The organism is Rhizorhabdus dicambivorans, assembly GCF_002355275.1.
GTDB classification, from domain to species: Bacteria; Pseudomonadota; Alphaproteobacteria; order Sphingomonadales; family Sphingomonadaceae; genus Rhizorhabdus; species Rhizorhabdus dicambivorans.
In genome coordinates this window covers 1,564,071-1,586,814 of record NZ_CP023449.1, presented here as the reverse complement: position 1 = coordinate 1,586,814, position 22,744 = coordinate 1,564,071, and the positions used below count along the sequence as shown (strand labels likewise).

At 63.6% G+C, this 22,744-nt stretch carries 20 protein-coding genes; 5 read left to right on the top strand and 15 right to left on the bottom strand.

Annotation, left to right across the window (positions count from 1 at the left end; all coding sequences use genetic code 11):
• The first annotated feature begins 69 nt into the window (after nucleotides 1-69).
• Nucleotides 70-996, top strand: coding sequence for an AraC family transcriptional regulator (locus tag CMV14_RS07500; protein WP_176489112.1), 927 nt, complete (start codon nucleotides 70-72; stop codon nucleotides 994-996).
• On the opposite strand, the gene CMV14_RS07495 is transcribed toward CMV14_RS07500, so the two are convergent.
• Nucleotides 968-1,807, bottom strand: a complete 840-nt coding sequence (locus CMV14_RS07495) for a MaoC/PaaZ C-terminal domain-containing protein (RefSeq protein WP_066967468.1) — start codon at nucleotides 1,805-1,807, stop codon at nucleotides 968-970. The two genes, CMV14_RS07500 and CMV14_RS07495, sit on opposite strands and share 29 nt — an antisense overlap.
• 3 nt (nucleotides 1,808-1,810) lie before the next feature.
• Nucleotides 1,811-3,223: an aromatic ring-hydroxylating oxygenase subunit alpha gene (locus tag CMV14_RS07490; RefSeq protein ID WP_083216040.1), complete on the bottom strand. Its 1,413-nt coding sequence runs from the start codon at nucleotides 3,221-3,223 to the stop codon at nucleotides 1,811-1,813.
• 172 nt (nucleotides 3,224-3,395) lie between these two features.
• Here CMV14_RS07490 and CMV14_RS07485 point away from each other — a divergent pair, with 172 nt between their 5' ends.
• The 3 genes from CMV14_RS07485 (at nucleotide 3,396) to CMV14_RS07475 (ending at nucleotide 6,975) form a co-directional block, all read left to right on the top strand.
• Nucleotides 3,396-4,943 (top strand): class I adenylate-forming enzyme family protein, encoded by a 1,548-nt coding sequence (locus CMV14_RS07485; RefSeq protein WP_066967462.1) that lies wholly within the window; start codon nucleotides 3,396-3,398, stop codon nucleotides 4,941-4,943.
• A gap of 71 nt (nucleotides 4,944-5,014) precedes the next feature.
• Nucleotides 5,015-5,983, top strand: a complete 969-nt coding sequence (locus CMV14_RS07480) for a thiamine pyrophosphate-dependent dehydrogenase E1 component subunit alpha (RefSeq protein WP_066967459.1) — start codon at nucleotides 5,015-5,017, stop codon at nucleotides 5,981-5,983.
• A gap of 20 nt (nucleotides 5,984-6,003) precedes the next feature.
• Nucleotides 6,004-6,975, top strand: coding sequence for an alpha-ketoacid dehydrogenase subunit beta (locus CMV14_RS07475; RefSeq protein ID WP_066967561.1), 972 nt, complete (start codon nucleotides 6,004-6,006; stop codon nucleotides 6,973-6,975).
• 88 nt (nucleotides 6,976-7,063) lie between these two features.
• Here the strand turns inward: CMV14_RS07475 and CMV14_RS07470 are convergent, their stop codons facing one another.
• The 12 genes from CMV14_RS07470 to CMV14_RS07415 all read right to left on the bottom strand — a co-directional run bounded on the left by CMV14_RS07470 (nucleotide 7,064) and on the right by CMV14_RS07415 (nucleotide 21,872).
• Nucleotides 7,064-8,713 carry an FAD-dependent oxidoreductase gene (locus CMV14_RS07470; RefSeq protein WP_066967456.1) on the bottom strand — a complete coding sequence of 550 codons (1,650 nt, stop codon included), beginning with the start codon at nucleotides 8,711-8,713 and terminating at the stop codon, nucleotides 7,064-7,066.
• A gap of 92 nt (nucleotides 8,714-8,805) precedes the next feature.
• On the bottom strand, nucleotides 8,806-9,855 hold the full coding sequence (locus tag CMV14_RS07465) for an aldo/keto reductase (protein WP_066967558.1): 1,050 nt from the start codon (nucleotides 9,853-9,855) through the stop codon (nucleotides 8,806-8,808).
• Between the two features lie 16 nt (nucleotides 9,856-9,871).
• A complete protein-coding gene (locus tag CMV14_RS07460; protein WP_066967453.1) occupies nucleotides 9,872-11,320 on the bottom strand; it encodes a hypothetical protein in 1,449 nt (482 codons plus the stop codon).
• 24 nt (nucleotides 11,321-11,344) lie between these two features.
• The gene (locus tag CMV14_RS07455; RefSeq protein ID WP_066967450.1) at nucleotides 11,345-12,799 is read right to left on the bottom strand and encodes an acyl-CoA reductase; all 1,455 of its coding nucleotides are present in this window, start codon (nucleotides 12,797-12,799) and stop codon (nucleotides 11,345-11,347) included.
• 203 nt (nucleotides 12,800-13,002) lie between these two features.
• The gene (locus tag CMV14_RS07450; protein ID WP_066967446.1) at nucleotides 13,003-14,139 is read right to left on the bottom strand and encodes a 3,4-dihydroxy-2-butanone-4-phosphate synthase; all 1,137 of its coding nucleotides are present in this window, start codon (nucleotides 14,137-14,139) and stop codon (nucleotides 13,003-13,005) included.
• Nucleotides 14,136-14,327, bottom strand: coding sequence for a lipoyl domain-containing protein (locus CMV14_RS07445; protein WP_066967443.1), 192 nt, complete (start codon nucleotides 14,325-14,327; stop codon nucleotides 14,136-14,138). Before CMV14_RS07445 ends, CMV14_RS07450 begins: the two co-directional genes overlap by 4 nt.
• Before the next feature lie 440 nt (nucleotides 14,328-14,767).
• Nucleotides 14,768-15,661, bottom strand: coding sequence for an NAD(P)-dependent oxidoreductase (locus tag CMV14_RS07440; RefSeq protein ID WP_066967440.1), 894 nt, complete (start codon nucleotides 15,659-15,661; stop codon nucleotides 14,768-14,770).
• Nucleotides 15,654-16,988, bottom strand: coding sequence for a spinster family MFS transporter (locus tag CMV14_RS07435; protein WP_066967437.1), 1,335 nt, complete (start codon nucleotides 16,986-16,988; stop codon nucleotides 15,654-15,656). The genes CMV14_RS07440 and CMV14_RS07435 overlap by 8 nt, the downstream gene beginning before the upstream one ends.
• A gap of 46 nt (nucleotides 16,989-17,034) precedes the next feature.
• Complete coding sequence (locus CMV14_RS07430; RefSeq protein ID WP_238147223.1) at nucleotides 17,035-19,272, bottom strand: TonB-dependent receptor; 2,238 nt, start codon at nucleotides 19,270-19,272, stop codon at nucleotides 17,035-17,037.
• A 143-nt stretch (nucleotides 19,273-19,415) separates the two neighbouring features.
• Nucleotides 19,416-20,627 carry an iron-containing alcohol dehydrogenase gene (locus tag CMV14_RS07425; protein ID WP_238147222.1) on the bottom strand — a complete coding sequence of 404 codons (1,212 nt, stop codon included), beginning with the start codon at nucleotides 20,625-20,627 and terminating at the stop codon, nucleotides 19,416-19,418.
• Nucleotides 20,617-21,033: a cupin domain-containing protein gene (locus CMV14_RS07420; protein WP_083216036.1), complete on the bottom strand. Its 417-nt coding sequence runs from the start codon at nucleotides 21,031-21,033 to the stop codon at nucleotides 20,617-20,619. The genes CMV14_RS07425 and CMV14_RS07420 overlap by 11 nt, the downstream gene beginning before the upstream one ends.
• A 146-nt stretch (nucleotides 21,034-21,179) precedes the next feature.
• Complete coding sequence (locus CMV14_RS07415; RefSeq protein WP_238147286.1) at nucleotides 21,180-21,872, bottom strand: HpcH/HpaI aldolase family protein; 693 nt, start codon at nucleotides 21,870-21,872, stop codon at nucleotides 21,180-21,182.
• On the opposite strand from CMV14_RS07415, the gene CMV14_RS27115 reads away from it, so the two are divergent.
• A complete protein-coding gene (locus CMV14_RS27115) occupies nucleotides 21,810-21,950 on the top strand; it encodes a hypothetical protein (RefSeq protein ID WP_238147325.1) in 141 nt (46 codons plus the stop codon). The two genes, CMV14_RS07415 and CMV14_RS27115, sit on opposite strands and share 63 nt — an antisense overlap.
• A 48-nt stretch (nucleotides 21,951-21,998) precedes the next feature.
• On the opposite strand, the gene CMV14_RS07410 is transcribed toward CMV14_RS27115, so the two are convergent.
• Nucleotides 21,999-22,739 (bottom strand): SDR family NAD(P)-dependent oxidoreductase, encoded by a 741-nt coding sequence (locus CMV14_RS07410; RefSeq protein ID WP_176489111.1) that lies wholly within the window; start codon nucleotides 22,737-22,739, stop codon nucleotides 21,999-22,001.
• Nucleotides 22,740-22,744 lie beyond the last annotated feature (5 nt).

Genomic DNA, 22,744 nt, shown 5'->3' with positions numbered 1-22,744 from the left:
TACCAGACGCTAAATACTCAAGACGGCTAATTTATTGATCAATCGTCCACGGAGAACCCAATGGATCCGATGAGCGACGTTCTGGCGGGGATGCACGTTCGCAGCTTCGGATATGGCCGGCTGGAGATTGGCGCGCCCTGGGGCGTCAGCTATGAAAGGCACGATGCCAGCCTGGGCATGATCCTGGAGGGAGACTGCCTGCTTTCCATCGGGGATTCGGGCGGCCTCACCCCGCTGAGCGCGGGCGACTGCTTCCTGATCGTGCATGGCGATGCCCATGCCTTGCGCGACAACGCGGCCACGCCGCTGATCCCCTTCCGCCAGATATTGAAGGACCGCCTGAAACCATATGGGGGCAGCGGCGCCCGTACCGTGCTGATCGGCGGCTGGTTCAACTTCGATGAATTGAGCAGTCACCCGCTCACTAAGCTGTTGCCGCCGATGATCCATATTTCGGCGGCGCAGGCCGCGGCGCTGGGGCTTGGCGAGACACTCACGATGATGGCGCGGGAGACATCGGGCTCAGCACCCGGCGCGCGCAGCGTGGTCAGCCGCCTGGCCGAGGTTCTCTTCATCCAGATGGTCCGCGCCTATGTGGCGACCGAGATGAACGATCGCCCCGGCTGGCTCGGCGCGCTGGGGGATCGCGCCATCGGGTCGGCGCTGCGGCTGATGCACATGCGGCCCGCCCAGGCCTGGACGGTGAAATCGCTGGCCGACGAGATCGGGCTGTCGCGATCGGCCTTCGCGCACCGCTTCCGCGCGCTGGTGGGCGAGGCACCGATGGAATATCTGACGACCTGGCGGATGCACAAGGCGTGCCGGCTGTTGCGCGGCAGCGACCAGCGGCTCGGCGAGATCGCCCATCTGGTCGGCTATGACTCGGATGCGGCGTTCAACCGCGCCTTCAAGCGCGCGCTGGGGGTTTCACCCGGTCAGTATCGCACCAGCGGCGCGCGCCATGGTTTCATGCAGACGCAAGAGCCGATCGAATGACGACAGCGCCGCGCGCCGGCACGTCGGCGCGCAGGATCAGGCCGCCGGTGTCGCGCCAGATCGAGAAGCGCAGCACATCCCCCGGGTAGACCGCCGCGCCCAGCCGGACCGACAGCGACCGCGGATCTTCGCACCCCGCCATCATCGCCGCCCGCGCCGCCAGCCCCACCGTGCAGATGCCATGGAGGATCGGCCGCTCGAACCCCATGGCGCGGGCCAGATCGGGATCGACGTGGAACGGCACATAATCGCCGGTCAGATCATAGAGCAGCGCCGCCTGCGGCAGCGTGGCGATCGATATTTCGGTGTCGGGCGCGCGATCGGGCAGGGCCGGGGACGACGCCGGATCAGGCCCCGGCCCGCCGAAACCGCCCTGCCCCAGCGCCACATAACCCGCGACCATCGTCGCCAGCGGCTGCGGGTCCGATCCCTGGTACAGGCGGCGGACGAGGCGGATGGTGGCGTTGCGCCCCTCCCCCTGATCGACGACGTCATGAAAGCCGCCCTCGCAGCGCAGCATCGCGGCGATCGGCAAGGGGCGATGGATGACGACGCTCTGCTCGCCCAGCACCGTCCGGCTATAATCGACGCCCGTATTACCATGCTCCAGCGCGCGATCGGCATTGGCGATCGCCAGCGGCATCGTCGGGAACATCCGCTTCACCGGGAGCGCCGCATAGTCCAGCTGGCGCCGGTCGAGCGGGTCCCCGCCCACGCCGTGCGCCAGCGCATAGAGCGCGCAATCGCGGCCGTCATAGCTCTGCTCGGCCGTAGGCGTCACCCAGCGGCCGAGCTTGTCGAGCTCGATCACGCGCTATTTCTCGCCGGAGATATAGCGTTCCATCTCGGCCCAGTAATGCGGGATGCGGACCTCCTGATAGCTGAACCGCATCCCGTCGAACGAGCGGGAGCGGATGCCCTTCTGCTGGAACTGGAGCTGTTCGATATCCTGGTTGAGCACATAGCCCAGGTCCATGCCGTCCGTGGTACGAACCTTGGGCGGCCGGTTGTCGGGATCCATCGTCACGAACTCGGAATCGGTCGCCTGGTTGGTGATGTCGAGCAGCGTCTTCGACGGGTCGTTGAGCAGCGGGAACAGCGTCTGGACGCTGTAGGTACACTTCAGCGGGTCGGTCGCATGGGGTATCCAGCGCTGGACGATGCAGACGCTCTCGGTGATGTTCAGCGTCATGTTCGGGAAGACGTGGTAATTCCACAGGTCCTTGAGCTGCTGGTCCGACAGCTTCGAGAAGTCGACGCCATTTTCCTCGCCCCATTTCCGCTTGTAGGGGATCAGATACTCGCGGACATTGTCGGGCGGTCCATCATAGTCGGCCGGATCGACACCATATTGGCGCAGCATCACCGCCAGCGCGGGATTCAGTTCGTTCGGTCGCGGCTCGACGCGATGGCTCACCAGCCCTTCGGGCACCAGCGTGCGGCTATGCCCATTCTCAAGCAGGTCGTGCTGGCAGCGCTTCGTCTCCGCCAGCACCTCGAGTTCGGGATGGAGGCTGTGGACGTGATACACCTCGATGAAGGCGTCCACCGCCGTCTTCCAGTTGGTGTTGAACTCGATCTCATAGTCCTTGAAGATACGGAAATTCTCGAGGTTATAGGGCGCGAAATGCTCGGGAATGCAGCCGAGGAAATCGAGCAGCGGCACCGCGTCCGGGTCCATGTTCACGAAGACGAACCCGCCCCAGCTCTCGCAGCGCACCTCCTTCAGCCCCGGCCGGTCGCAGATCACCTTGGGGTGGAACAGTTCCTCGTCGGTGATCCGCTTGAGTTCGCCGTCGAGCGAGAATTGCCAGCTGTGGAAGGAGCAGGTGAAGTCGCTGGCATGGCCGATGTCATTATAGGCGATCCGGTTTCCCCGATGCGGGCAGACATTGTAGAAGGCCTTGATGGTGTCGGCGTCGCTGCGGACGATGATGAAGCTCTCCGGCCCCAGCTCATAGGTGAAATAGTCGCCCACCTCCTGCACGTCGGAGACACGACCCGCCATCGTCCAGACTTTCGGCCAGAACAGCTCTGTTTCCCTCTGATTCAATTCGGGATCATAATAGGTCCGGGGCGGAAAGATTTTCGGCTCATAAGGCGGGTTGGGGACCTTGGCGCCCTTCGCCACGGTCGGTGCGTCCGGATCCACCACCCAGCTTCCGTCTATGAACTGAAAATTGTCCATCTCGATCCTCGCCATTCCTGACCTATGGTCGGCCTGCATTGTGCCGATCCTCGACTGTTATGACGCTTAGCCCGCGCAAAGCCATCAATGCGATCCTCCAAAAAATCCCAGTGACGGACATCGCGCCTGTGGCCCAACCTCCCCAGGATCGTCAGAATGAAAGGGGCATCCTTCGGGCTGCCGCCAGACCAAGCAAGTCAAAGAGAGGTTCATGCCCGTCCAGACCGTCGGAGATGCCCTGCGCCACGCGGCACGCCTCCATCCCGACCGCATCGCGCTGATCGAAGGGAGCGCCGATCGTTCGGGCCGCACCCGCATCGGCTATGGCGATCTGCTGGCCCGCAGCGAACGGATCGCGCGCGGGCTTGCCGCGCGCTACGCCAAGGGAACCCATGTCGCCATCTGGGCGCCGAACTCGGTGGAATGGGTGGTGGTGCAGATGGCGGCAGCGCTGGCGGGCACGCCGCTGGTGATGCTCAGCCCCAATCTGCGCGCGCCCGAAGTGGCCTTCATCCTGCGCAACTCGAACAGCCGGGCGATCTTCACCGTCGAGCGGTATCGCGACAATGCGATGGCCGACATCGCCCGCGGCCTGCGCGACGAGATCGATGCGCTGGCCGACGTCTTCCTGATCGACGAACTGGCCACGCTCGATGGCGCGGCCGCGCTGCCGGACGTCGCCCCCGGCGACAACGCCCTGGTCCAATATACGTCGGGTACGACCGGCACGCCCAAGGGTGTGCTGATGACGCATGGCGGCATCGTCACGATCGGCCATGACGGCGCGGTGCCGATGGGCCTGCCGGAGGGCTCGGTCTGGCTGCTCGTCCTCCCGCTCGCCTCGGTCGGCGGCAGCGTGTTCGCGATGATGGGCGCGCTCACCACCCTGTCGACGCTGATCGTGATGCGCGAGTTCGACGCCCCCCTGATGGCCCGGATCATCGCGGAGGAGCAGGTCACCTTCTTCAACGCCGTCACCACCGTCCATTTCCGATTGCTCGAACATCCCGGCACCAATCCCGAAAGCTTCGCCTCGGTCCGCGCGATCACCTGCGGCGGCGCCACCGTGCCGACCTCGCTGATCGAGCGGATCGAGCGCCAATATGGCGCGGCCTGTCTCACCACCTACGGCATGACCGAAACCAGCGGGACCGTCGTGATGAGCACGCCCGACGACAGTTTCGAGCGCAAGAGCATGAGCGCGGGCCGCACCATCCCCGGCGTCTCGGTCGAGATCCGGCACATCGAGACCGGCGCTCCGCTGCCCCCCGATGAGATCGGCGAGATATGCGTCCGCTCGCCGGGCGCGATGAGCGGCTATTACGGCCTGCCCGAGGCGACGGCGGCGGCGATCGACGAACGCGGCTGGCTGCGCACCGGCGATCTCGGCCGGCTCGATGCGGACGGCTATCTCTCGATCACCGGCCGCCTGAAGGAGATGATCAAGCGCGGCGGCCACAATGTCTATCCGCGCGAGGTCGAGGATCTGCTGGTCCAGCATCCGGCGGTCGCCGAAGCGGCGGTGTTCGGCATCGACGACGACGAACTCGGCGAGGAGATCGCCGTGGCGATCCGTCTGCGCGACGGGGCGGCGGCGGAAGGACCTGCGCTGCGCGACTGGCTGTTCCCGCAGATCGCCCCCTACAAGATTCCGCGCGCCTGGCATTTCCTCGACGCCCTGCCCACCAACGCCAACGGCAAGGTGCAGAAGTTCGAGCTTCGCAAGCGCTTCGATCCGAAGACGGCCGCCGCCGCCTGATCCTTCACCCACCGCCAACCACATCCGCTGGACATTTGGAGACAGCAGTGCCGCAAGACCATAACCTCGCCATGTCGGGCGCCGACTATGTGGACATCTACAGGAAGGCGTCGCTGATCCGGCAGACCGACAGGCGCTTCATGGACGTGATTGCGTCTGGCCGGATCGCCACACCCTATTATTCGCCTGCCGGCCAGGAGCTGATCCCCTCCGCGATTTCCGTCCTGCTCGACCAGAAGGACTATATCGTCACCATCTATCGCGGCATGCACGATCAAATCGCCAAGGGCGTGCCGCTCAAGCTGCTCTGGGCGGAGATCGCGGGCAAGGTCACCGGCACCTGTAAGGGCAAAGGTGGTGCCATGCACATCACCCATCCCGCCAGCGGCGTGATGGTGACGACCGGCATCGTCGGCTCGGGCCTGCCGATTGCCAACGGCCTCGCCCTGGCGTCGCAGATCGATCGGGACGGTCGCGTCACCGTCGCCTATTTCGGCGATGGCGCCAACAATATCGGCGCCTTCCACGAAGCGCTCAACATGGCCTCGCTGTGGAAGCTGCCGGTGATCTTCGTCTGCCAGAACAACCGCTATGGCGAACATAGCGCCTTCTCGCTGACGACGGCGGTGGAGCGTGTCTCGGATCGCGGCGCGGCCTACAGCATGCCCGCCGAAACCGTCGACGGAAACGATGCCGAAGCGATGTGGCGCGCCGCGAAGGTGGCGATCGACCGGGCGCGCTCGGGCGGCGGCCCCACCCTGATCGAGGCGATGACCTTCCGTTTCTACGGCCACGTCCTGGGCGACGACAGCCACTATATGGAGGAAGGCGAGCTCGCCCGCGCGATGGAGGCCGATCCCGTCGCGCGGCTGCGCGCGATCCTGATCGAACGCGGCTATGCATCGGCCGGTCAGGTCGAGGCGATCGAGGCGGCCATCAAGGCGGAGCTCGACGAAGCCGTCGAGTTCGCCCTGTCGAGCGAATATCCCTCGCTCGACGAAATCAACACCGACATTTACGGCATGGAGACCGCGGCGTGAGCAACGACCGTCCCACCAAGATGAACAGCGTCGAAGCGCTCAACGGCGCCCTGCATGAAGCCATGGCCGCCGATCCGTCGGTCATCGTCCTTGGCGAGGATGTCGCCGATGGCCAGGGCGGCGGCGTGGTGAAGGTGACGCAGGGCCTGTCCACCCGCTTCGGCGACGAGCGCGTCCGCTCCACCCCGATCGCCGAGCAGGCGATCATCGGCGCCGCGATCGGCGCCGCTATCGCCGGCAAGCGCCCGGTGGCGGAGATCATGCTGATGAACTTCACCACGGTGGCGATGGACATGATCGTCAACCACGCCGCCAAGCTCCGCTTCATGTCGGGCGGGCAGACCAACGTGCCGCTTACGATCCGCACGATGACCGGGGTCGGCTTCGCGACCGGCGGCCAGCATGCCGACATGCTGGAGGCATGGTTCGCCCACACCGCCGGCCTCAAGGTGGTGGCCCCCTCGAATCCGGCGGATGCGGCGGGACTGCTCGCCTCGTGCATCTTCGATGACGATCCCTGCATCTTTATTGAGAATCTGCCGACCTATTGGGTCCAAGGCGCGGCGCCGCCCGCCAATCACCGCCTTCCGCTGGGCAAGGCGAATGTCGCTCGCGAGGGCACCGACGTCACCGTGGTCAGCTATTCGCGGCCGGTAAACGATGTGCTCGCCGTCGCGAACAAGCTGGCCAAAGACGGCATTTCGGTCGAGGTCGTGGACCTTCGCACTATCTCGCCCTGGGACAGGGAGACCGTGCTCGCCTCGACGCGCAAGACCGGCCGACTAGTGATCGTGCACGAGGCGGTGCGCAACTTCGGCGTGGGCGCGGAGATCGCGGCGACGGTGCAGGAGGAGCTCTTCGGCCAGCTCAAGGCACCGGTGCGCCGTGTCGCGGCCCATAATGCGCCGGTGCCCTTCTCCAAGCCGCTGGAAGCTGCGTTCGCGCCGGGCCAGGCGGATATCGAAGCTGCGATCCGAAACAGCCTTGGCTGAGTCAAAACATGCGCCAGTCACGGCAACCGCGGGATGACGACATCATTCTGCGGCTGCCGGACGCGGCCGATACCGCCAAGCTGCTCAATCACCCTTCTTCCGCTATGCCGAAGGCATGACGCGCGGCGATATAGGCGAAAGTGAACGACTTTCCTATGCTGACGCCCGCACCTGGATAGCTGCGGCCGGTCATCGACGCGGTGCAATTGCCCGCAGCGTATAACTTCCCGATCGGCGAGCCATCGTCCCGCAGCACGCGAGCATATTCATCGACTATCACACCGCCCTGGGTGCCCACATCAGCCGTGACGATCTTTACAGCATAAAAAGGCCCGCGCTCTATCGCACCTAGACATGGGTTCAGCGCATAGTTCGGATCGGCAGCATTGGCGCGATCGAACGCGCGTTCGCCGCGACGAAAATCGGTGTCGCTCCCATTGGCGACAAAATGATTGAACCGAGCGACGGTCTTCGCCAATCCGGCTGAATCTATGCCGCATTGCGTGGCGAGCTGATCAAGCGTGTCGGCGACCTTCATATATCCAGAACTGAACCAGCTGTCCGGCGTCCTGCCGGGCATCGCGATACCCCAGCTATAATAATCGCGATGGCGGGATTCGATGATCGCCCAGGCCGGGACCGCGTTGCAATTCCGCATTGCATATCCAAAATCATTGTAGCTTTGCGCCTCGTTGGCGAAACGGCGGCCTTGGGCATCAACGATGATACAATGCGGCTTGCCAGCGTCATTGGGTACGTGAAACCCGCCAAACTCCCCATCGGGATGAAAGCTGGCGGGCACCCATATCGCAGCGTCCATCAGATCGATTGCAGCACCCACATGCTGCGCGGCTTCTATCGCCTCGCCGGTGTCCCCGGGATTCGCCGCCGTCCAGGCCGTAGTGCCGAGCGACGGTTGGTAGCGCCTGCGCATTGCGTCGCTCCGCGAAAATCCTCCGCTGTTGAGCAACACCCCATGACGTGCTCGAATGCGGACGTCCCGACCGTTCCGCCGAACAACGATGCCGGCAACGTTTCCTCCCTCTTCGACGAGCTTCGTCATCGGAGCTTCGCGCCAGATTTCGACGCCATTATCCAACGCCGCTTTCAGCATTTGCCCCTGTAGCGCATTGCCCATGCCGCGCAGGCGCTGTCCGGTGAGCTTTTGCCAGAACATTCGCCATGCAAGCTTCGTTGCCATTAGCTTGCCCGCCCAAGAGCGCCTCACCAGCGTGAGATCGCAAGCTTCGTTGGCCTTCAATGGCAGCGGTGGCCAGCCTTGAAAGCGCGCCACACGATCGCTCCATTCACCCAACCGGTTGAGATCGAACAACGGGCACAGGATCGATCGCCCCTCATCGAGTCCGCCGGGCGCTGTACTGTAATAGTCCGGCATCCGAGCATGTTCGAACTGGATGCCGAAAGTCTCGAGAAAGCATATCATGTTGCGGCTCTGACGGACATAGGCGTCGCGGATCGCCGGGGTCGAAGCGCGGCCGATATCTCCGATCACGCTATCAAGATACTCGCGAGCTTTCTCGAATGTGTCGGCCGATTTCAGAAAGCGGTTCATCGGCACCCAGACGATCCCACCGGAATAGGCCGTCGATCCACCGAACATCGCCAGCTTTTCTACGACGAGGACATCCTTTCCGCTGGATCTTCCAACCAGCGCGGCACAACAGGCGCCACCGCCGCTGCCGACCACAACGAGGTCCGTCTCGATGTCCCAAGGCACATATCCCTCCCAGCATCTATAAGTTAGGTATGCCGCCCCTTCCGGTCGGACATGGAAAGCATCGCTACCGACAAGCCGGCGGCAGCACGCCATCAGCCTCCGCCGAAGGACGCCGGCCGGCCAGTGGTGAATCGTGCGAAGCTGTCCGCATCGAGCACTTCTGCGATCGCCGAGGTCGGATAGAGCGGTGGCCGTGCGGACGCCGCATCGAGCCGTGCCATTTCGTCATCGGAGAGCAGGAGATCCGCAGCGGACAGATTGTCGCGCAGTTGATCGATGGTCCTGACGCCCAGCAGCACCGTCGAGACGGTAGGGCGCGCGGCGGTCCAGGCGAGCGCGATCGCCGCCGGCGTCTTGCCCCGCGCCTCGGCGATCGCGCGCAACGCAGCCAGCACGGCCCCTTCGCGATTCTCATGATGGCGGAGGAAGGTCTTGAACGCGGCGAGCCGCCCCTCAGTCGGCGCCGCCGATGGCGCATATTTGCCGGTGAGCCGGCCCATCGCCAGCGCGCTCCAGATCATCAGCCCGACGTCATGGTCGACCGCGCAGGGCACGATCTCCTGCTCCACGTCGCGGTCGAGCAGTGAATAATAGACCTGCCCCGTTACGAACGGCGCCCAGCCATTGGCCCGCTGCATCATGATCGCCTTGGCGGTGAGCCAGGCGGGCCAGTTGGAACAGCCGATATGCCGGGCCTTGCCGCTGCGCACCACCGCATCGAACGCGGCGAGCGTCTCCTCCAGCGGCACCGAAGGATCGATGCGGTGCGCCAGATAGAGATCGACATGATCGGTGCCGAGCCGCGCCAGGCTGCGATCGATCGACGCCGCGATGTGGCGCGCGGACAGCCCCTGATCCTCCGGCGAGCGGCTGACCCGCAGCCCCACCTTGGTTGCGATCAGCACATCCTTGCGCCTCGCCCCCAGCACCTCGCCCAGCAATGTCTCGGACTCACCGGCATTGTAGACGTCGGCCGTATCGAACAGGTTGATCCCGGCATCGATCGCGGTGCCGACCAGCTGATCGGCCCCCGCGCGGTCGACGCAGGCGATGCCGGCGGGCCCGCGGTTGCCGAAGGTCATCGTCCCCAGGGAAAAGCGCGACACCTCCAGGTCGCTGCCGCCCAGTCTCGAACGCTGCATCGTCATATCGACCGGATCAGATGCGCGTGAGGAATTCGATCGCGCTGTCATGGGCCGCCTGGGCGCCCGCGCAGCTGATCTTGTCGTCCCCGCCCTGCTGCTCGCTGAGCCGCTGGATGCTTGGCGCGACATAGGGCCCCTGGCGGCCGCAGACGCAGGCCTTCTCGCCCCAGTGGATCGTCACCTCGTCGCCGGACAGGCCGCCGCCCCAATAGGTTTCGGCGGACAGGTCCATATAGCCGAACCGGCCCCGCTGGACGCCCTCGCGCGGCAGCAGGTCGCCCGTCTTCGGATCGAGCAGATAGGGTATCTGGTGCGGCCAGGGATGATAATGGCCCTCGCGGCACTGCTGCATCAGGCCGGTCAGCTCGACCATGCCGTAATTGGCCCGCATCTCCGGCATGCCGTAGAATTTGCAGATCCGCTCATACCAGTCGTCGGGGAAGACCTGCCCCTTGCTGCCGCCGCCGGCGATCGGGAAGGAATTGGGCGCGAACAGCCCCTGCACGCCCCGCGCCTCGCCATATTCGGTCGCGTTCCAATGCGTCGTCCAGGTGCCGGCGACCAGCACGCGGCGGCCCTGATAGCCCAGCATCCGTTCGAAATAGCGGTCCATATATTCGGGGATGCGCCGCTGGAACTCGATCATCTCGTCGCGCATCGCCAGCAACGCCGGGTTCAGGCGCAGCTGCCCCTCCTCGCCCTGCGCCTGGGCGGCCGCCAGGCGCCCGCCCAGGGTCAGCAGATCGGCGCTGAGGCGGCCGGGGAAGGCGCAGATGAAATCCTCCTCGGTGCCGCAGATCGCCGGCATCGCGATCTCCAGGAAGCGCTGGATATGGCGGCCATGACGATAGGATGGCAGGAAGATCGGCACGGTGCCGCCCAGATCGCGGATCTCGGCGCCGAACTCGCCCCGGTAATGGTTGAGATATTTGAACCAGATCTCGACGAAATGGCACATCTCGATCCGGCTGCGCGGCTGGATCGACAGCTTCCCGCTGGTGCCCGACGAATGCATCACCATCATCGGCGTCTGCGCTTCCAGCCGGTCCAGCCAGCCGTCGATCGTGTCGAGGCCGGTGCAATCGACCTGCGACAGGTCATGCGTCGTCAGCCGGCCCAGCCATTGGGTCAGCTTGCCGAACTGGTTGTTCTCCAGCAGCGACAACGGATAGGATTTGGCGACCTTGGGGTTGAACAGCAGCGGTGCCGCATCCTCGATGCGCGCGATCGACGTGATACCCTGCATCTGTGAAAGCTGCCGCAGCGGCGCGATCTTCTCCATCATCGTCTCGAACCGCGCCTTCAGCGAGGCGAGCTGGATCGCCTCCACCTCGGCATAGGGCGTGTCGAACATCTCATCGACCGACATGTAGATGAAATCGACGGCGTCGCGGGGCGCCTTGCCGCGCTGTTCCGCGCCGCGCCGCGCGATATCCTCCAGGATTCCGTCGCCGTTGCTCAAGTTCCAACTCCTTTTACGATAGTCTCAGTCGATCACCGCGTTGCGGATCGCGGCGTTGTCGCCCCCCTCGCCCGATACCCAGCGGCACATGCGGCGCAGCGGCTCCATGCCGTCCTGCGGCAGCGCCATCATCGTCGAGATGGCACAGCCCAGCGCCACCACGCGCTGCGCGCCGTGCAGGCCCAGCCGATCGCGTATCTCGTGGCGCAGCGCCTCGGGATAGACGCCGATCGTCTGGGTGTAGGCGTTGACCGAACGGATCGCCTGCTCGACCCCGTCGATCGGCACGATATTGGCGGTCCGCCCGCCCAGCAGGCGGGAGAATTCGACCGGCTCGCTGTCCTGCGACACGATGATCGCGGCGTCGCCGGCCTGGCCGATGACGCGGAAGAACATGTCGTCGAGCACCAGCGCCTCCATCTCGGCCGCCAGCTCGGGATCATAATCCTTGGGCGTCGTGGAGATGCGCTCGGGCAAGGCGGCGATGGCGTCCAGCACCATACGCGCGAAACGCTCCGCCGTCGCGATCCCGTCCGGGTCGGTTCCCGTGTCGGCATAGATCACCCGCGAATTGGCGCAGCCCTCCTGGTTCACCCCGCCGACGTCCAGCGCCAGCCGGGACGCGGCCTCGCGCATCGTCGCCTCGTCGGCGAAGGTGTTGCGGCCGATGATGCTGGAGCTGAATTTGGGCTCCAGCGTGATCAGGTCGATGCCGGGCTGGAGATATTTGACGATATGCTTGATCGATCCCATCCCGCCCCAGGCGACGATCTTCTCGATGTTCGCGGGGTGATAGAGCGCGCGCTCGACCTCCTCGTCGCCGCCCTTCCAGTAGCCGACGGTGAAATGCCGGGTTACCGGATGGGTGGGGTCCATGTCGATCATCGTCCGGATCACCGCCGCATGGGTCATCGGATCGTTCGACGGCGACTTGATCACCGCGTCGCTGCGCGTCACCGCGCATCGGACCACGGTGATGCCCGCCGCCAGCGCGGCATTGCCCGGCACGACATGCAGCCCGCGTGCCCCGAAGGCGCGCACCTCCCCCGTGATCCCGCTGTTCAGCGGCACCGGCACCCAGCCTTCCAGATAATCGCGTCCGATGTTGCGATCGACCACCTCCTCCAGCCAGCTGCGCTCGAACATGCGCTGCAGCCCGTTCCTGTACATATTGTGCAGGATCGGCTTGGTGAGGCCCGAGGCGCTCAGCGACAGGGTATAGGCCTGCTGAAGATGCCGGTTGGTGTCGAGCTCGAGCCGCGATCCCAGCGCGACCAGGAAATCGATGATCTCGTCGAGCGAGATCGCATAATAATCCTTCAGGTCCGAAGGATTGCGCAGCGGCATCCGGCTCAGATAGCGACGCACGTCCGGCGTGGAGAAGGAGACCCCGCCATGCCGGCCGGGGAACAGGATCATATCCTCCTCGATGATCTCGCCGCGGATGATCAGCGGAACGCGGATGGCCTCCTGATCCATGGGTGAGACACGATCCTGTAACGCTTGATCCCGCATTGGCTGCTTTCCTCTCCGGGCGCGCGATATGGCCGCCTTCCGGTCACATTATCCTAGACGCCCGACACCGCTCCATACCGCAATCATCCCCTCACCCGCATGATGGCATAGGGCATGGGAGAAGCTCGATATTTCGCGCTTTCCGAATATGCCCGCCGATCCGCGGGTCAGGCGAAAGGCGGCACCAGCGGGCCGATCGGCCGGGTTTCGATCACGTTCAGCCCATAGCCTTCCAGGCCGATGATCGGCCGGTGCGAATTGGTGACCAGGATCATGTCGTGCACGCCCAGATCGGCCAGGATCTGCGCGCCGATGCCGTAATCGCGCAGTTCCAGTCCCTCGCCGCGGACATAGCGCTTCATCTGCTGGCTGAACGCATCGATCCGCGCATCGCGGATCAGCACGATCACCCCGTTGCCGGCCTCGCCGATCTGCTGCATCGCCGCCTGCAGCCGCCCGGCGCGGCCGGTCTCCTTCTCCCCCAGCATGTCCACGAAGGTGGACAGCACATGGACGCGGACCAATGTCGGCGCGGTGGGAGAGATGCTTCCCTTGATCAGCACCAGATGCTCGCCATAGTCTACCTTGGTCGCATAGGTCTTGGCGATCCAGTGGCCGCCGAACGGGCTGTCGAACCGGGTTTCCCCGACCAGCTCGACCAGATTGTCGTGCCGGCGCCGATAGGCGATCAGGTCGCGGATGCTGCCGATCCTGAGGCCATGTTCTCGGGCCAGCGCCTGTATCTCCCCCTGGCCGGCCATGTCGCCCTTGTCGCTGATCATCGCGCATATCACGCTGGAAGCGTTCAGCCCCGCAAGGCGTGCGATATCGATCGCGGCCTCGACGGCGCCGGCGCGGATCAGGACGCCGCCCGCCCGGCCCACCAGCGGAAAGACATGGCCGGGCGAGACGATATCCTCGGCTCCCTTCGATCCGTCCACGGCCACGGCGATGGTCCGCGCCCGATCGGCCGCGGATATCCCCGTCGTCACGCCCATCCGGGCTTCGATCGAGACGGCGAAGGCCTCCTGCCGGTCGTCCCGGCGCGGCTGCAACTCCAGCCCCAGCCGGTCTGCGCGCTCCTTTTCCAGCGCAAGGCAGACCAGTCCCCGGCCATGCTTCGCCATGAAGTTGACGATATCCGGGGTGGCCATCTGCGCCGGCACGATCAGATGCGCCTGGCTATGCTCGTTCTGGCCGTCGACCAATATGCTCAGGCGGCCGTTTCTGGCATCGTCGATGACCTCCTCGATCGACGACAGGCCCCTGTCGGCCCAGATCGTGCCGGGAGGCTGCATCGTCATTCGATCCGGCCCAGCAGCGCGCCGACCTCATAGGTTTCGCCCGGCGTGGCAACGATGCGCAACGTGCCGGACGCCGGCGCGTCTACCTCCTGCGTCGACTTGTCGCTCTCCAGGGCATAGAGCGGCTGCCCTTCGGAAACCTTGTCGCCATCGGCCGCCAGCCACTCGGCGAGGACCCCCTCGTTCATCGAAAACCCGATTTTCGGTAGCAATATGTCCACCTGTCTGCCTCATCACGCGATCGGCACCTGGTTTTCGGTACCCTATGACGATGACGTTCCAGGAGGGCTGCCCCCGCATCGGCCGGCCGCCATGCGGCGCGCAACGAGAAGGGGCCCGAACCGCGCCGAAGACGGCGCCTCGTGGCTCTTCCGATCCGATAGCCCAGTGAAATTGGGGAAAATGGCTGCCACCCGGTCCGGAGCTAGCGAGTCAGCACCTGCTATTCCTGCTGATCAGGAGCACCCTTCCTAAATGTTACAGCAACGGAGATGAGACGCGCTCGCGGTATCGAAGGCGAATAATCAATGTAAGATCGCGGGCACCGGTTTTCGGGGAGCGCGTCGACGACCGTTTCGGGGATGCCGCACAGGCCGCCCCGCAGCGCCAGATTTCGGGATCAGCACGATCATTGCGGAGTCTGCTGAGACAGCGACCTCCAGCGAGTTCCGCAATCTTCGTAAGGCACTTCGCGTTGCGAAGCCACAACCCCATCCAGGAGAGGCGATGAGACATTTTGCTGAATGCCCAGCGACTGCGCCAACCTAAGATCCTTGCGGCAGACATCGACATGGGCACGCAATAACGCCGGATCGGATATGATTCGGCGGAGCACCGCTTTCTGCATTTCATAATCGCCCGTGACGAAGCTCCGGCCAGAACTTGCTTCCATCACCTCGACCAGGAGTTCCAGGTCCAGCCCCAGACCTTCCGCAATCACGGCCAGCTCTCCCATCAGAAGCTGGATGGTAACTGCTACTGAATTGTTGAGAATCTTGATTGCCTCGCCGTTGCCCAGAACGCCGCAGTGGAAAACTCGGCTTCCGAGCGAACCGAAGACCGGCGCCATGGCCGCCAAAGGCACCGCTTCTCCACTGGCGATGATGGATAATTCGCCGCGGGAGGCCCGTACCGCGCCGCCGCTAACGGGCGCATCCACCGTTTGCGCGTTCTTCGTGGCCAGTGAGGCGGCGATACGGCGGACCGTCTCAGGCAGGATCGTGCTCATTATCGCGACGAGCGGCGGCCGATCCGGATCTATCCCGTGCAGCAGGCCGGCATCTCCGCTGACGACCGACCATGCCTGGGCGTCGTCGGCGACCATCACGATCACCATGTCGGCCCTGGCGCAGTCCGATGCACGAGCGGTGGTCTCTAGCGCCATATGCCGAAATGGCCTCAGCGCGTCGGCCCGCTTGTCGCAGACGATCAGCTCATAGCCCGTCTCCGCGAGGCGCTCCGCCATCGGTCGGCCTATTCCGCCGACACCGATGAAGCCGATCCTGCTTATGCCGTCAGGCATGCGCCGAAGCTTCGGAAGTCGTCGGTGAATCGGCATTCGCGACCTTCGGAATTTCGCCGCTAACGGTAAAGGACGTCAGGAAATAGATTAGCGCCGCCATCAGTGACACCGCAGGCATCGCCATCAATAGGGCGATCCGCAAGGAATCATTGCCCCAAGCGGGTGCGAGGTGGTCGCTCAACATACCGACGATCGCACCGCCGAGCCCGAGACCGCCGAGGTTGAAGGTCGAGATGAAGATCGAGGATATTGTCGCACGCATGTTCACCGGCGTCAGCGTGCTGACCAGCGAGAAAACGATACCGACGAAGACCGAGGCGAGCGCCAATACCGGTGCGAGCAGGATCAGAGCCGTCGCCGGCGTCGTGGCCAGATAAGCCCCGGCCATCAGCAGCCCCATCACCAGCATATCGATCGCCAGCAGCCATATCTGCCATCGGCGATCCCGTGCGCCCAGCCTGTCGGCCAAACGCCCGATCGCCAGCGAGGCGACGGTTCCGCCGATCCCATAGCTCAAGGCCAGGAACAGGCCCGAACTGCTCGTGGGGACGGCGAAGGATCGGCTGAGCAGCGACACCGACCAGTTCAAGGCGCCGGATGCGGCGAAATAGCTGAGCGTTCCGGCGATCAGCAACAAACGCAGCGTCGGCTCCACAGCCAGGAACCGCATACAATCGACAAAACGATAATCTGTCTCGCCGCTGGATTTCCGGGCGCGCGCAGGTTCGCGCAGCGTAAGTCCAACCGCCAGCGCGAGCACGACACCCGGAGCGCCCAGCAACAGAAAGGCGTAGCGCCAGCCGTACATCTCGTTGATCAGCCCGCCGCCGATGAAGGCCACGAGAACCCCGATGCCGGCGCCCACCATCCAATAGAAGGACAGGGCGGTCGTCCGCTGCTCTTCGGGAAAATGATCGGCGATCAACGCCGTGGCTGCGGGGCTGCAGCCGGCTTCGCCGACGGCCACACCCATCCGGACGAGGAATAGCTGGGTCACGTTCGTCACGACGCCGGCCGCCGTGGTAAGCAGCGACCACACAACCGTCGTCACGGCGATAACGTTGCGCCGGCCTGACCGGTCGGCGATCCTGGCCAACGGGATGCTGGCGGCGGCGTAGAGCGCCGAGAAGGCGAAACCGGTTAACAGGCCCAGCTGCGTATCTGAGAGCTGGAAATCACGCTTCACGCTTTCCTGAACGATGACAAGCAGCTGCTTGTCTACGATCGAAAAGGCGTAGCACAGCGTGAGCAGGATAAGGGTATATTTGGGATAAGCATCGGCGGGGGATTCCCGCCGATGCTGATCTGTGCGGCCATATTCCGACATGGGATGCTCCGATCGTCGCCGTAAATGCCGCTCGTCGGGCATGCTATCAGAAGTTCTTGGTCAGCTGTATGGCCACCGTTCGCGGATCGCCCGCTACTCCGTTAGGTACGAGTCCACTCGATACTATGCTGATCAGATATTGCTTGTTGAGCACATTCTTGCCGATCAGCTGCGCGCTCCATCCGCCCCGATCGCTCTCATAGCCGAGGCCCAGATTTAGAATGCCATAGGCTTTCTGGCTCGAAATGAGCACATTGGTCGGCTCGTTGAACGAGCGGCTCTGGTGACGATAGTCGCCGCGGATGAAGGCCGTGCCCGACGGCATGTCGACATCATATCGACCGCTGAGCGAGAAGGACGTCCGGGGCGCGAGGTTCAGCCGATTGCCGGAGGCGTTGAACAGCCTGGTGGTGGGATTGAACTGCGGGTTTCCGGTCACATAGGGAATATAGGTGTTCGGAACGCTCGCATTCGGGAAGGATCCATATTCCGTGTCCAGCAATGCCAGGTTCGCAGACAGTGTGAGATTGGGAATGGGCTTTGCCGTCGTTTCGATCTCAAGCCCGTTGGTGCGGGCAGTCGCGGCATTGGCGATCGAGATCAGGCCGGCGGTAATGGTGGTCTGCACCTGCAGGTCGGTGTAGTTATAGCGGAAGGCCGTGATGTTCACCCGCAGGCGATTTTCGAACCAATCGCTTTTGAGACCCGCTTCATAAGCCCAGATCTTTTCCGGGCCAAAGGCCAACGCCAGCGGATTGGAGGCGACGAAGTTGACGCCGCCGCTTTTATAGCCGCGGGTTGCGGAAGCATAGAGGAAGAAGTGCCGATTGACCTGATAGTCTATGCCGAACTTCGGCGTAAACGCGTCATATGTCCTGGTAGACGAGCCGAAGAAGGGGAACGGGGGCACAGTCGCGCCGAGGGTTGCCGGGTTTTGTGATGTCCGCAAATAGCTCTGATTGATCGTCTTCTTGTCGCGCGTATAGCGCAGGCCGGCCGTGATCCCGAGTTCATCGGTGATATGGTAGGTGCCCTGAACGAACACCGCCTTCGATTCACTTTTGATCCGAGGCGAAATGGTGCTGAACGCCGAGCTGGCGGCAGGGGTCAGTATGCTGGGCTTGATATCGACCAGGAAGACGCCGTTGTCCTTTTCATGAAAATAATAGGCACCGGCGATCGCCTGCAGCTTGTCGGTGCGCAGGACCAGATTGAATTCCTGGCTGAACTGCTTTGAATCGTCGAACTGAGTGGCCTGGTTGAACGGAATTTCCGTGGCATCCGTGTCGCCGGTGAAGTGATAATGGCTATAGCGATAGGCGGTCAGCGATTTGAACGTCAGGGCCGGGTTCAGGTCGACGTTTATCTCCTGCGCAATGCCATGCCCGTTGGTTCGATTCCGGGGCGGGTTGTCCAGGGCGACTTTGCGGAGATTGCCCACCGTGCTCGATGCCAGCGGCGCGGCGGCGACGGGCGCCCGGATGTGCGCATAGGCGTCGATCCGCTCATCGCCCTTCGACCAGTCGGCACGGGTGATAAGCTCTACGGAATCGCTGGGCGTGATCCGCAATTGGCCTCGCAGGCCGCCTCGGTTGGCCGCGCCGATGTTGGGCTTTCCCGGAACGATGTTGTCAACATACGCGTCATGGCGAATGTAATTGCCCGCAAGGCTTGCCTGGACAACACCAGGCACGATGGGCCCGCTGACATAGGCCTGGGCCTGTACGGCCGAATAATTCCCCACAGTCAGCTGGGCCTTGCCGACCAGCTCGTCGCTGGGCTTTCGCGAGATCAGGTTGATCGTTCCACCGATCGAGTTGCGGCCGTACAACGTGCCCTGCGGGCCTCGCAGGACCTCTATGCGGTCGATATCCACGAAGTCCGAAAACTGGCTGTAGGCGCGGGCGATATACACGCCGTCGGACTGGACCGTGACCGATGGATCGGACCCGGTGAAAACATTGTTGCTGCCGATGCCCCGAACATAGATCTGTGCGTTCGCCGTCGTCTGGCCGACGCTCATATTGGGCGTGAGATTGACGAGATCCTTGACGTTCACCGCGTTGCGCGAAGACAGGCTATCGCCGGACAGAACGGCCATGGCGACCGGTGTTCTCTGCAACTGCGTCTCGCCGGTGCGCGTGGCGGTTACGACAATGTCCTGAATGCCGCCGGCATCGCTCTCCTGCTGGGCTACGGCCGCGTCGGCCGGGCTGGCAGTCTGCGCATTGGCGGCCTGGGACAGGCCCATGAGCATGATCGCGACCGACGAAGCGCCGCGCAATGTGGTGATCTTGGCTTTCATAATATCCCCTCCTTCATTCCCTGAGTTTTGAAGTGCTCTCGTTGCTGATTAATTCCCGTCGGGCTGGAGAACCGTACCGGGAGGTTGCGTGCTGAATTCAAGTCTTCCGCCAGCCGTCATGGCTAGCCGAGCGCCGTTTGCAGGATGGCCATCACCTCTTCGGATCGTCTCAACGGACGCGGATTGGTAGGTGCCCACGGATCCTTCAGCGTATTGGCAGCGATCACGGGCAGCATCTCTTCCTCCACGCCCACCTCGCGCAGCGTGCGCGGCATCCCCAGGCTTCGGATCAGCCCGTCGAGCAATTCGGACGCGGACTCTTCGGGCTTGCCGAGGCACGCGCTGATCCGCTTCTGCCTGCCGCTATTCACCGGGAAGTTCCAGGCGAGCACATGTGGCGACATCACACAGGAGGTGTGCCCATGCGCGACATTGCAGGTGCCGCCGAGGATATGGCCGATGGCATGGCTGCCGCCCATGGGCACACCGGCGATGATCGGAATCATCGATTGCCAAGCGCCGACCTGGCACTGCATCCGCGCGTCCAGATCGCCCGGATCGGCCTTTACGCGCGGCAGGCCCTGCGCCAGCAGCCGCAGGGCGCTCTCCGCCATTCCATCGCAGAAATAATTTGAGTCCAGCGATGCCAAAGCTTCGACGGCGTGATCGATCGACCGCACTCCGGTCGATAGCCAAAGCCATTCAGGCGTGTGAAGGCTGATCGCGGGATCGAGCACGACGCAAACCGGTGCCATGCTGGGATGTTCGTACACCGACTTCAACCGGGCTTCCTCATCGGTGGCCCCCGCCAACGGGCTGAACTCCCCCCCTGACAGCGTCGTGGGAACACAGATGAGCGCGATATCGGCGCCTGCGAACTCCGGGATGATGACTTCTCCCGCTTCGTCCACCCGCGTGCGATAGGGAGCGAAACCGGCCGGTTCGCGAATATCATGCTTGAGGCACAGGCCGATCATCTTCGCGGCGTCGATCACCGATCCTCCGCCGATCGCGACGATCAGGTCGGCGCTGACGCCGCGCGCCGCATCGGCAGCGGCAAGCACGTCGCCCAGCGGCACATGCTGCCCGATGCCAGTATGCGAGGCCGCATGACGGCTGCCTAGCGCGACCTCTATCCGCCGGATTTCATCGGTCTGGCGCAGCAGATGGCCCCCCGCCAGGATGAAGACCCTGGCGGCGCCCAGCCGTTGGGCCTCCGCCGCGATCACCTCCGCCGCGGGCTTTCCGAGCGCTACGCGCTCGGTCGCCGCCAGCTGCATGATCGCGCCCAGCGGCTGCGACAAGGCTGATGGAGGCGACGGATCAGGGCTCATCGCAGGGGACCGTGGTGATTTCGCCGGGAAGCAATATCTCCAGAACTTCGAAGTCGTCCGATCCCTCGAGTTCATTGTGGCGGAGTCCATGCGGAATATAGCAGGAGTCCCCCTCCTTGAAGACATGCATGGTCCCGTCTTCGAATTCGAGCCTGACCCAGCCCTTGAGGAAATAAAGGAATTGGATCTGCAGCTCGTGATAGTGCCAGCCGGTGGGAACGATGCCGATCGTTCCTTTCGTGACCGTGGCGTGCATCGCGCCTTTCGTCGCTTCCATCATTCCGAGGTCGCGATATTTGAAGAAATCCCGGCGGCCGGTGATGAAGGGCGAAGTTTCGGGCGTGGTGATAACCTGTCGGGGCCGCTCCTGAGAGGGCGGCGTAGCCGGCTGTTGGTCCTGAGACATAGGTGAAACTCCTTGAGAAATTTACACAATAATCCGCTCAGGCTCCCGAACTCATGTGGTTGGGGACCCGGTATATTCTGAATTGAAGGGAGTGGAGATCGGCAGTCCGCGAAGATATTCGCGTCAGGGGTCTGCCGTTCCAGCCCTCATTTTTTCAGCATCGAGGTCTGGGCTCGCCCACCTTCGACCAGGATGCTCGCTTCCATATCGCCAAGTATGATCGAGACGCCCGCCTGAAGCAGATGCTGCATGTACTCACCGGCCCGGATGCCCCCAATTCCGATTGCCTTGCCGTGAGCTCTGCCTGCCTCGATGATCCGATCCACCGCATGCCGGAAATCGGCAGAGTCGAATTGGTCCGCAATTCCTAGATCGATCGCCAGATCGTTCGCGCCGATGAACAGAACATCTATGCCCGGCACCGCCGCGATGGCCGCTGCGTTGGCCACGCCGGCAGCCGATTCGATCATCACGAAACATAGGATTTCGGCATCGAGCGCCGGCATTACCTCCCGCGCCGGCCTCGCTGCGAAGCCGATGGCGGGCTGCCGCGCGGCATAGGAACGCCTTCCCCTAGGCGGGAAGCGCACATGATCGACGATCGCCATGGCCTCTTCAGCCGTTTCGACATGAGGAAAGATGACCCCTAGCGCCCCACCGTCGAGCGCCCGGCTGGCGGTGCTGAAATCCAGTTGGGGCACCCGGACGATCGGCGCGCACCGGGACAGGACGGCCACATTCGAAATCTGCGACAGGCTCTCCAGCGAGATCGACCCATGCTCGAGATCGATGAACAGCCAGTCATAGCCTGCTTCGGCGGCCAGTCCGACTATTTCCACGCTTCGAAACAGGCGGACCCCCAGCCCCACCGCGACCTCGCCGGAATGAAGGCGCTTCCTGACCATATTCTCCGCTGATCTGATCATCGGATCGCCTCGAAATTCGGGTGGATCAGGGGAGACGGATTAGAGATCACGATCCACCGCCTCGGCGCCGGTCGGATTGAAATCATATTCGGCCACCCAGTCCGCCGGGTTTTCCGCCGCGATGTCCCAATAATATCGGGCGATTATATCCGGATCATAGGGTGTCCCGGGGACGATCGTGTCGTGGATGGTCACCAGCGCGGCATGCACGTCAAACGGCCGAAGTTCCTTGAATAGCGAGCGCGTGAGGCTGCGCAGAGCAGCCTTGCCCGCCGATAAGGACCCCCATTCGACCCACGGAGCCAAGGCCAGGGTGCCGCCCGTGACGATGATCGCGCCCGAGCGACGGCTGCACATGGCATCGGCGACCTGCTTGGCGCAGATGAGCGCCCCGCCCACATTGATCCGCAACGTATCGATGAACTCGTCTGGAGTGACCGCGGAACCTCGGGTCTTCCAGCGTTCGCCATATCCCAGCTCGGATTTTACCGATGACGTGACCAACCGGTCGGGCGTCACGAGCGCAACGTTGAAGACCAGATTGTCGATGTCGCCGTCACGCGCCCGCATGGCATCGAAAACCCGTTGCATGCTTTCGGAATCGGCAGCGTCGCCCTCATATCCGGCGGCGCTCAGCCCGGCCGATCGCAGCTCGCCCGCGGCCTTTTCCGCCGAGCCGATCGATCTGGCGACCAGCGACACCCGATGCCCGCCTTGCGCAAAGCGCCGCGAGATCGCCATCCCAAGCCCGGGGCCGATGCCGACTATCGCCGTGTGCATCCGTT

Excerpts from the sequence above, each read along its gene's own strand:
- CMV14_RS07465 (WP_066967558.1), bottom strand. The coding sequence starts at position 9,855 with ATGCAGCGTTCGAGACTGGGCGGCAGCGACCTGGAGGTGTCGCGCTTT.
- CMV14_RS07480 (WP_066967459.1), top strand. The coding sequence starts at position 5,015 with ATGTCGGGCGCCGACTATGTGGACATCTACAGGAAGGCGTCGCTGATC.
- CMV14_RS07440 (WP_066967440.1), bottom strand. The coding sequence starts at position 15,661 with ATGCCTGACGGCATAAGCAGGATCGGCTTCATCGGTGTCGGCGGAATA.
- CMV14_RS07490 (WP_083216040.1), bottom strand. The coding sequence starts at position 3,223 with ATGCAGGCCGACCATAGGTCAGGAATGGCGAGGATCGAGATGGACAAT.
- CMV14_RS07420 (WP_083216036.1), bottom strand. The coding sequence starts at position 21,033 with ATGTCTCAGGACCAACAGCCGGCTACGCCGCCCTCTCAGGAGCGGCCC.
- CMV14_RS07445 (WP_066967443.1), bottom strand. The coding sequence starts at position 14,327 with ATGAACGAGGGGGTCCTCGCCGAGTGGCTGGCGGCCGATGGCGACAAG.
- CMV14_RS07450 (WP_066967446.1), bottom strand. The coding sequence starts at position 14,139 with ATGACGATGCAGCCTCCCGGCACGATCTGGGCCGACAGGGGCCTGTCG.
- CMV14_RS07455 (WP_066967450.1), bottom strand. The coding sequence starts at position 12,799 with ATGGATCAGGAGGCCATCCGCGTTCCGCTGATCATCCGCGGCGAGATC.
- CMV14_RS07485 (WP_066967462.1), top strand. The coding sequence starts at position 3,396 with ATGCCCGTCCAGACCGTCGGAGATGCCCTGCGCCACGCGGCACGCCTC.
- CMV14_RS07500 (WP_176489112.1), top strand. The coding sequence starts at position 70 with ATGAGCGACGTTCTGGCGGGGATGCACGTTCGCAGCTTCGGATATGGC.
- CMV14_RS07410 (WP_176489111.1), bottom strand. The coding sequence starts at position 22,739 with ATGCACACGGCGATAGTCGGCATCGGCCCCGGGCTTGGGATGGCGATC.
- CMV14_RS07425 (WP_238147222.1), bottom strand. The coding sequence starts at position 20,627 with ATGAGCCCTGATCCGTCGCCTCCATCAGCCTTGTCGCAGCCGCTGGGC.
- CMV14_RS07475 (WP_066967561.1), top strand. The coding sequence starts at position 6,004 with ATGAACAGCGTCGAAGCGCTCAACGGCGCCCTGCATGAAGCCATGGCC.
- CMV14_RS27115 (WP_238147325.1), top strand. The coding sequence starts at position 21,810 with ATGCTCGAGATCGATGAACAGCCAGTCATAGCCTGCTTCGGCGGCCAG.
- CMV14_RS07435 (WP_066967437.1), bottom strand. The coding sequence starts at position 16,988 with ATGTCGGAATATGGCCGCACAGATCAGCATCGGCGGGAATCCCCCGCC.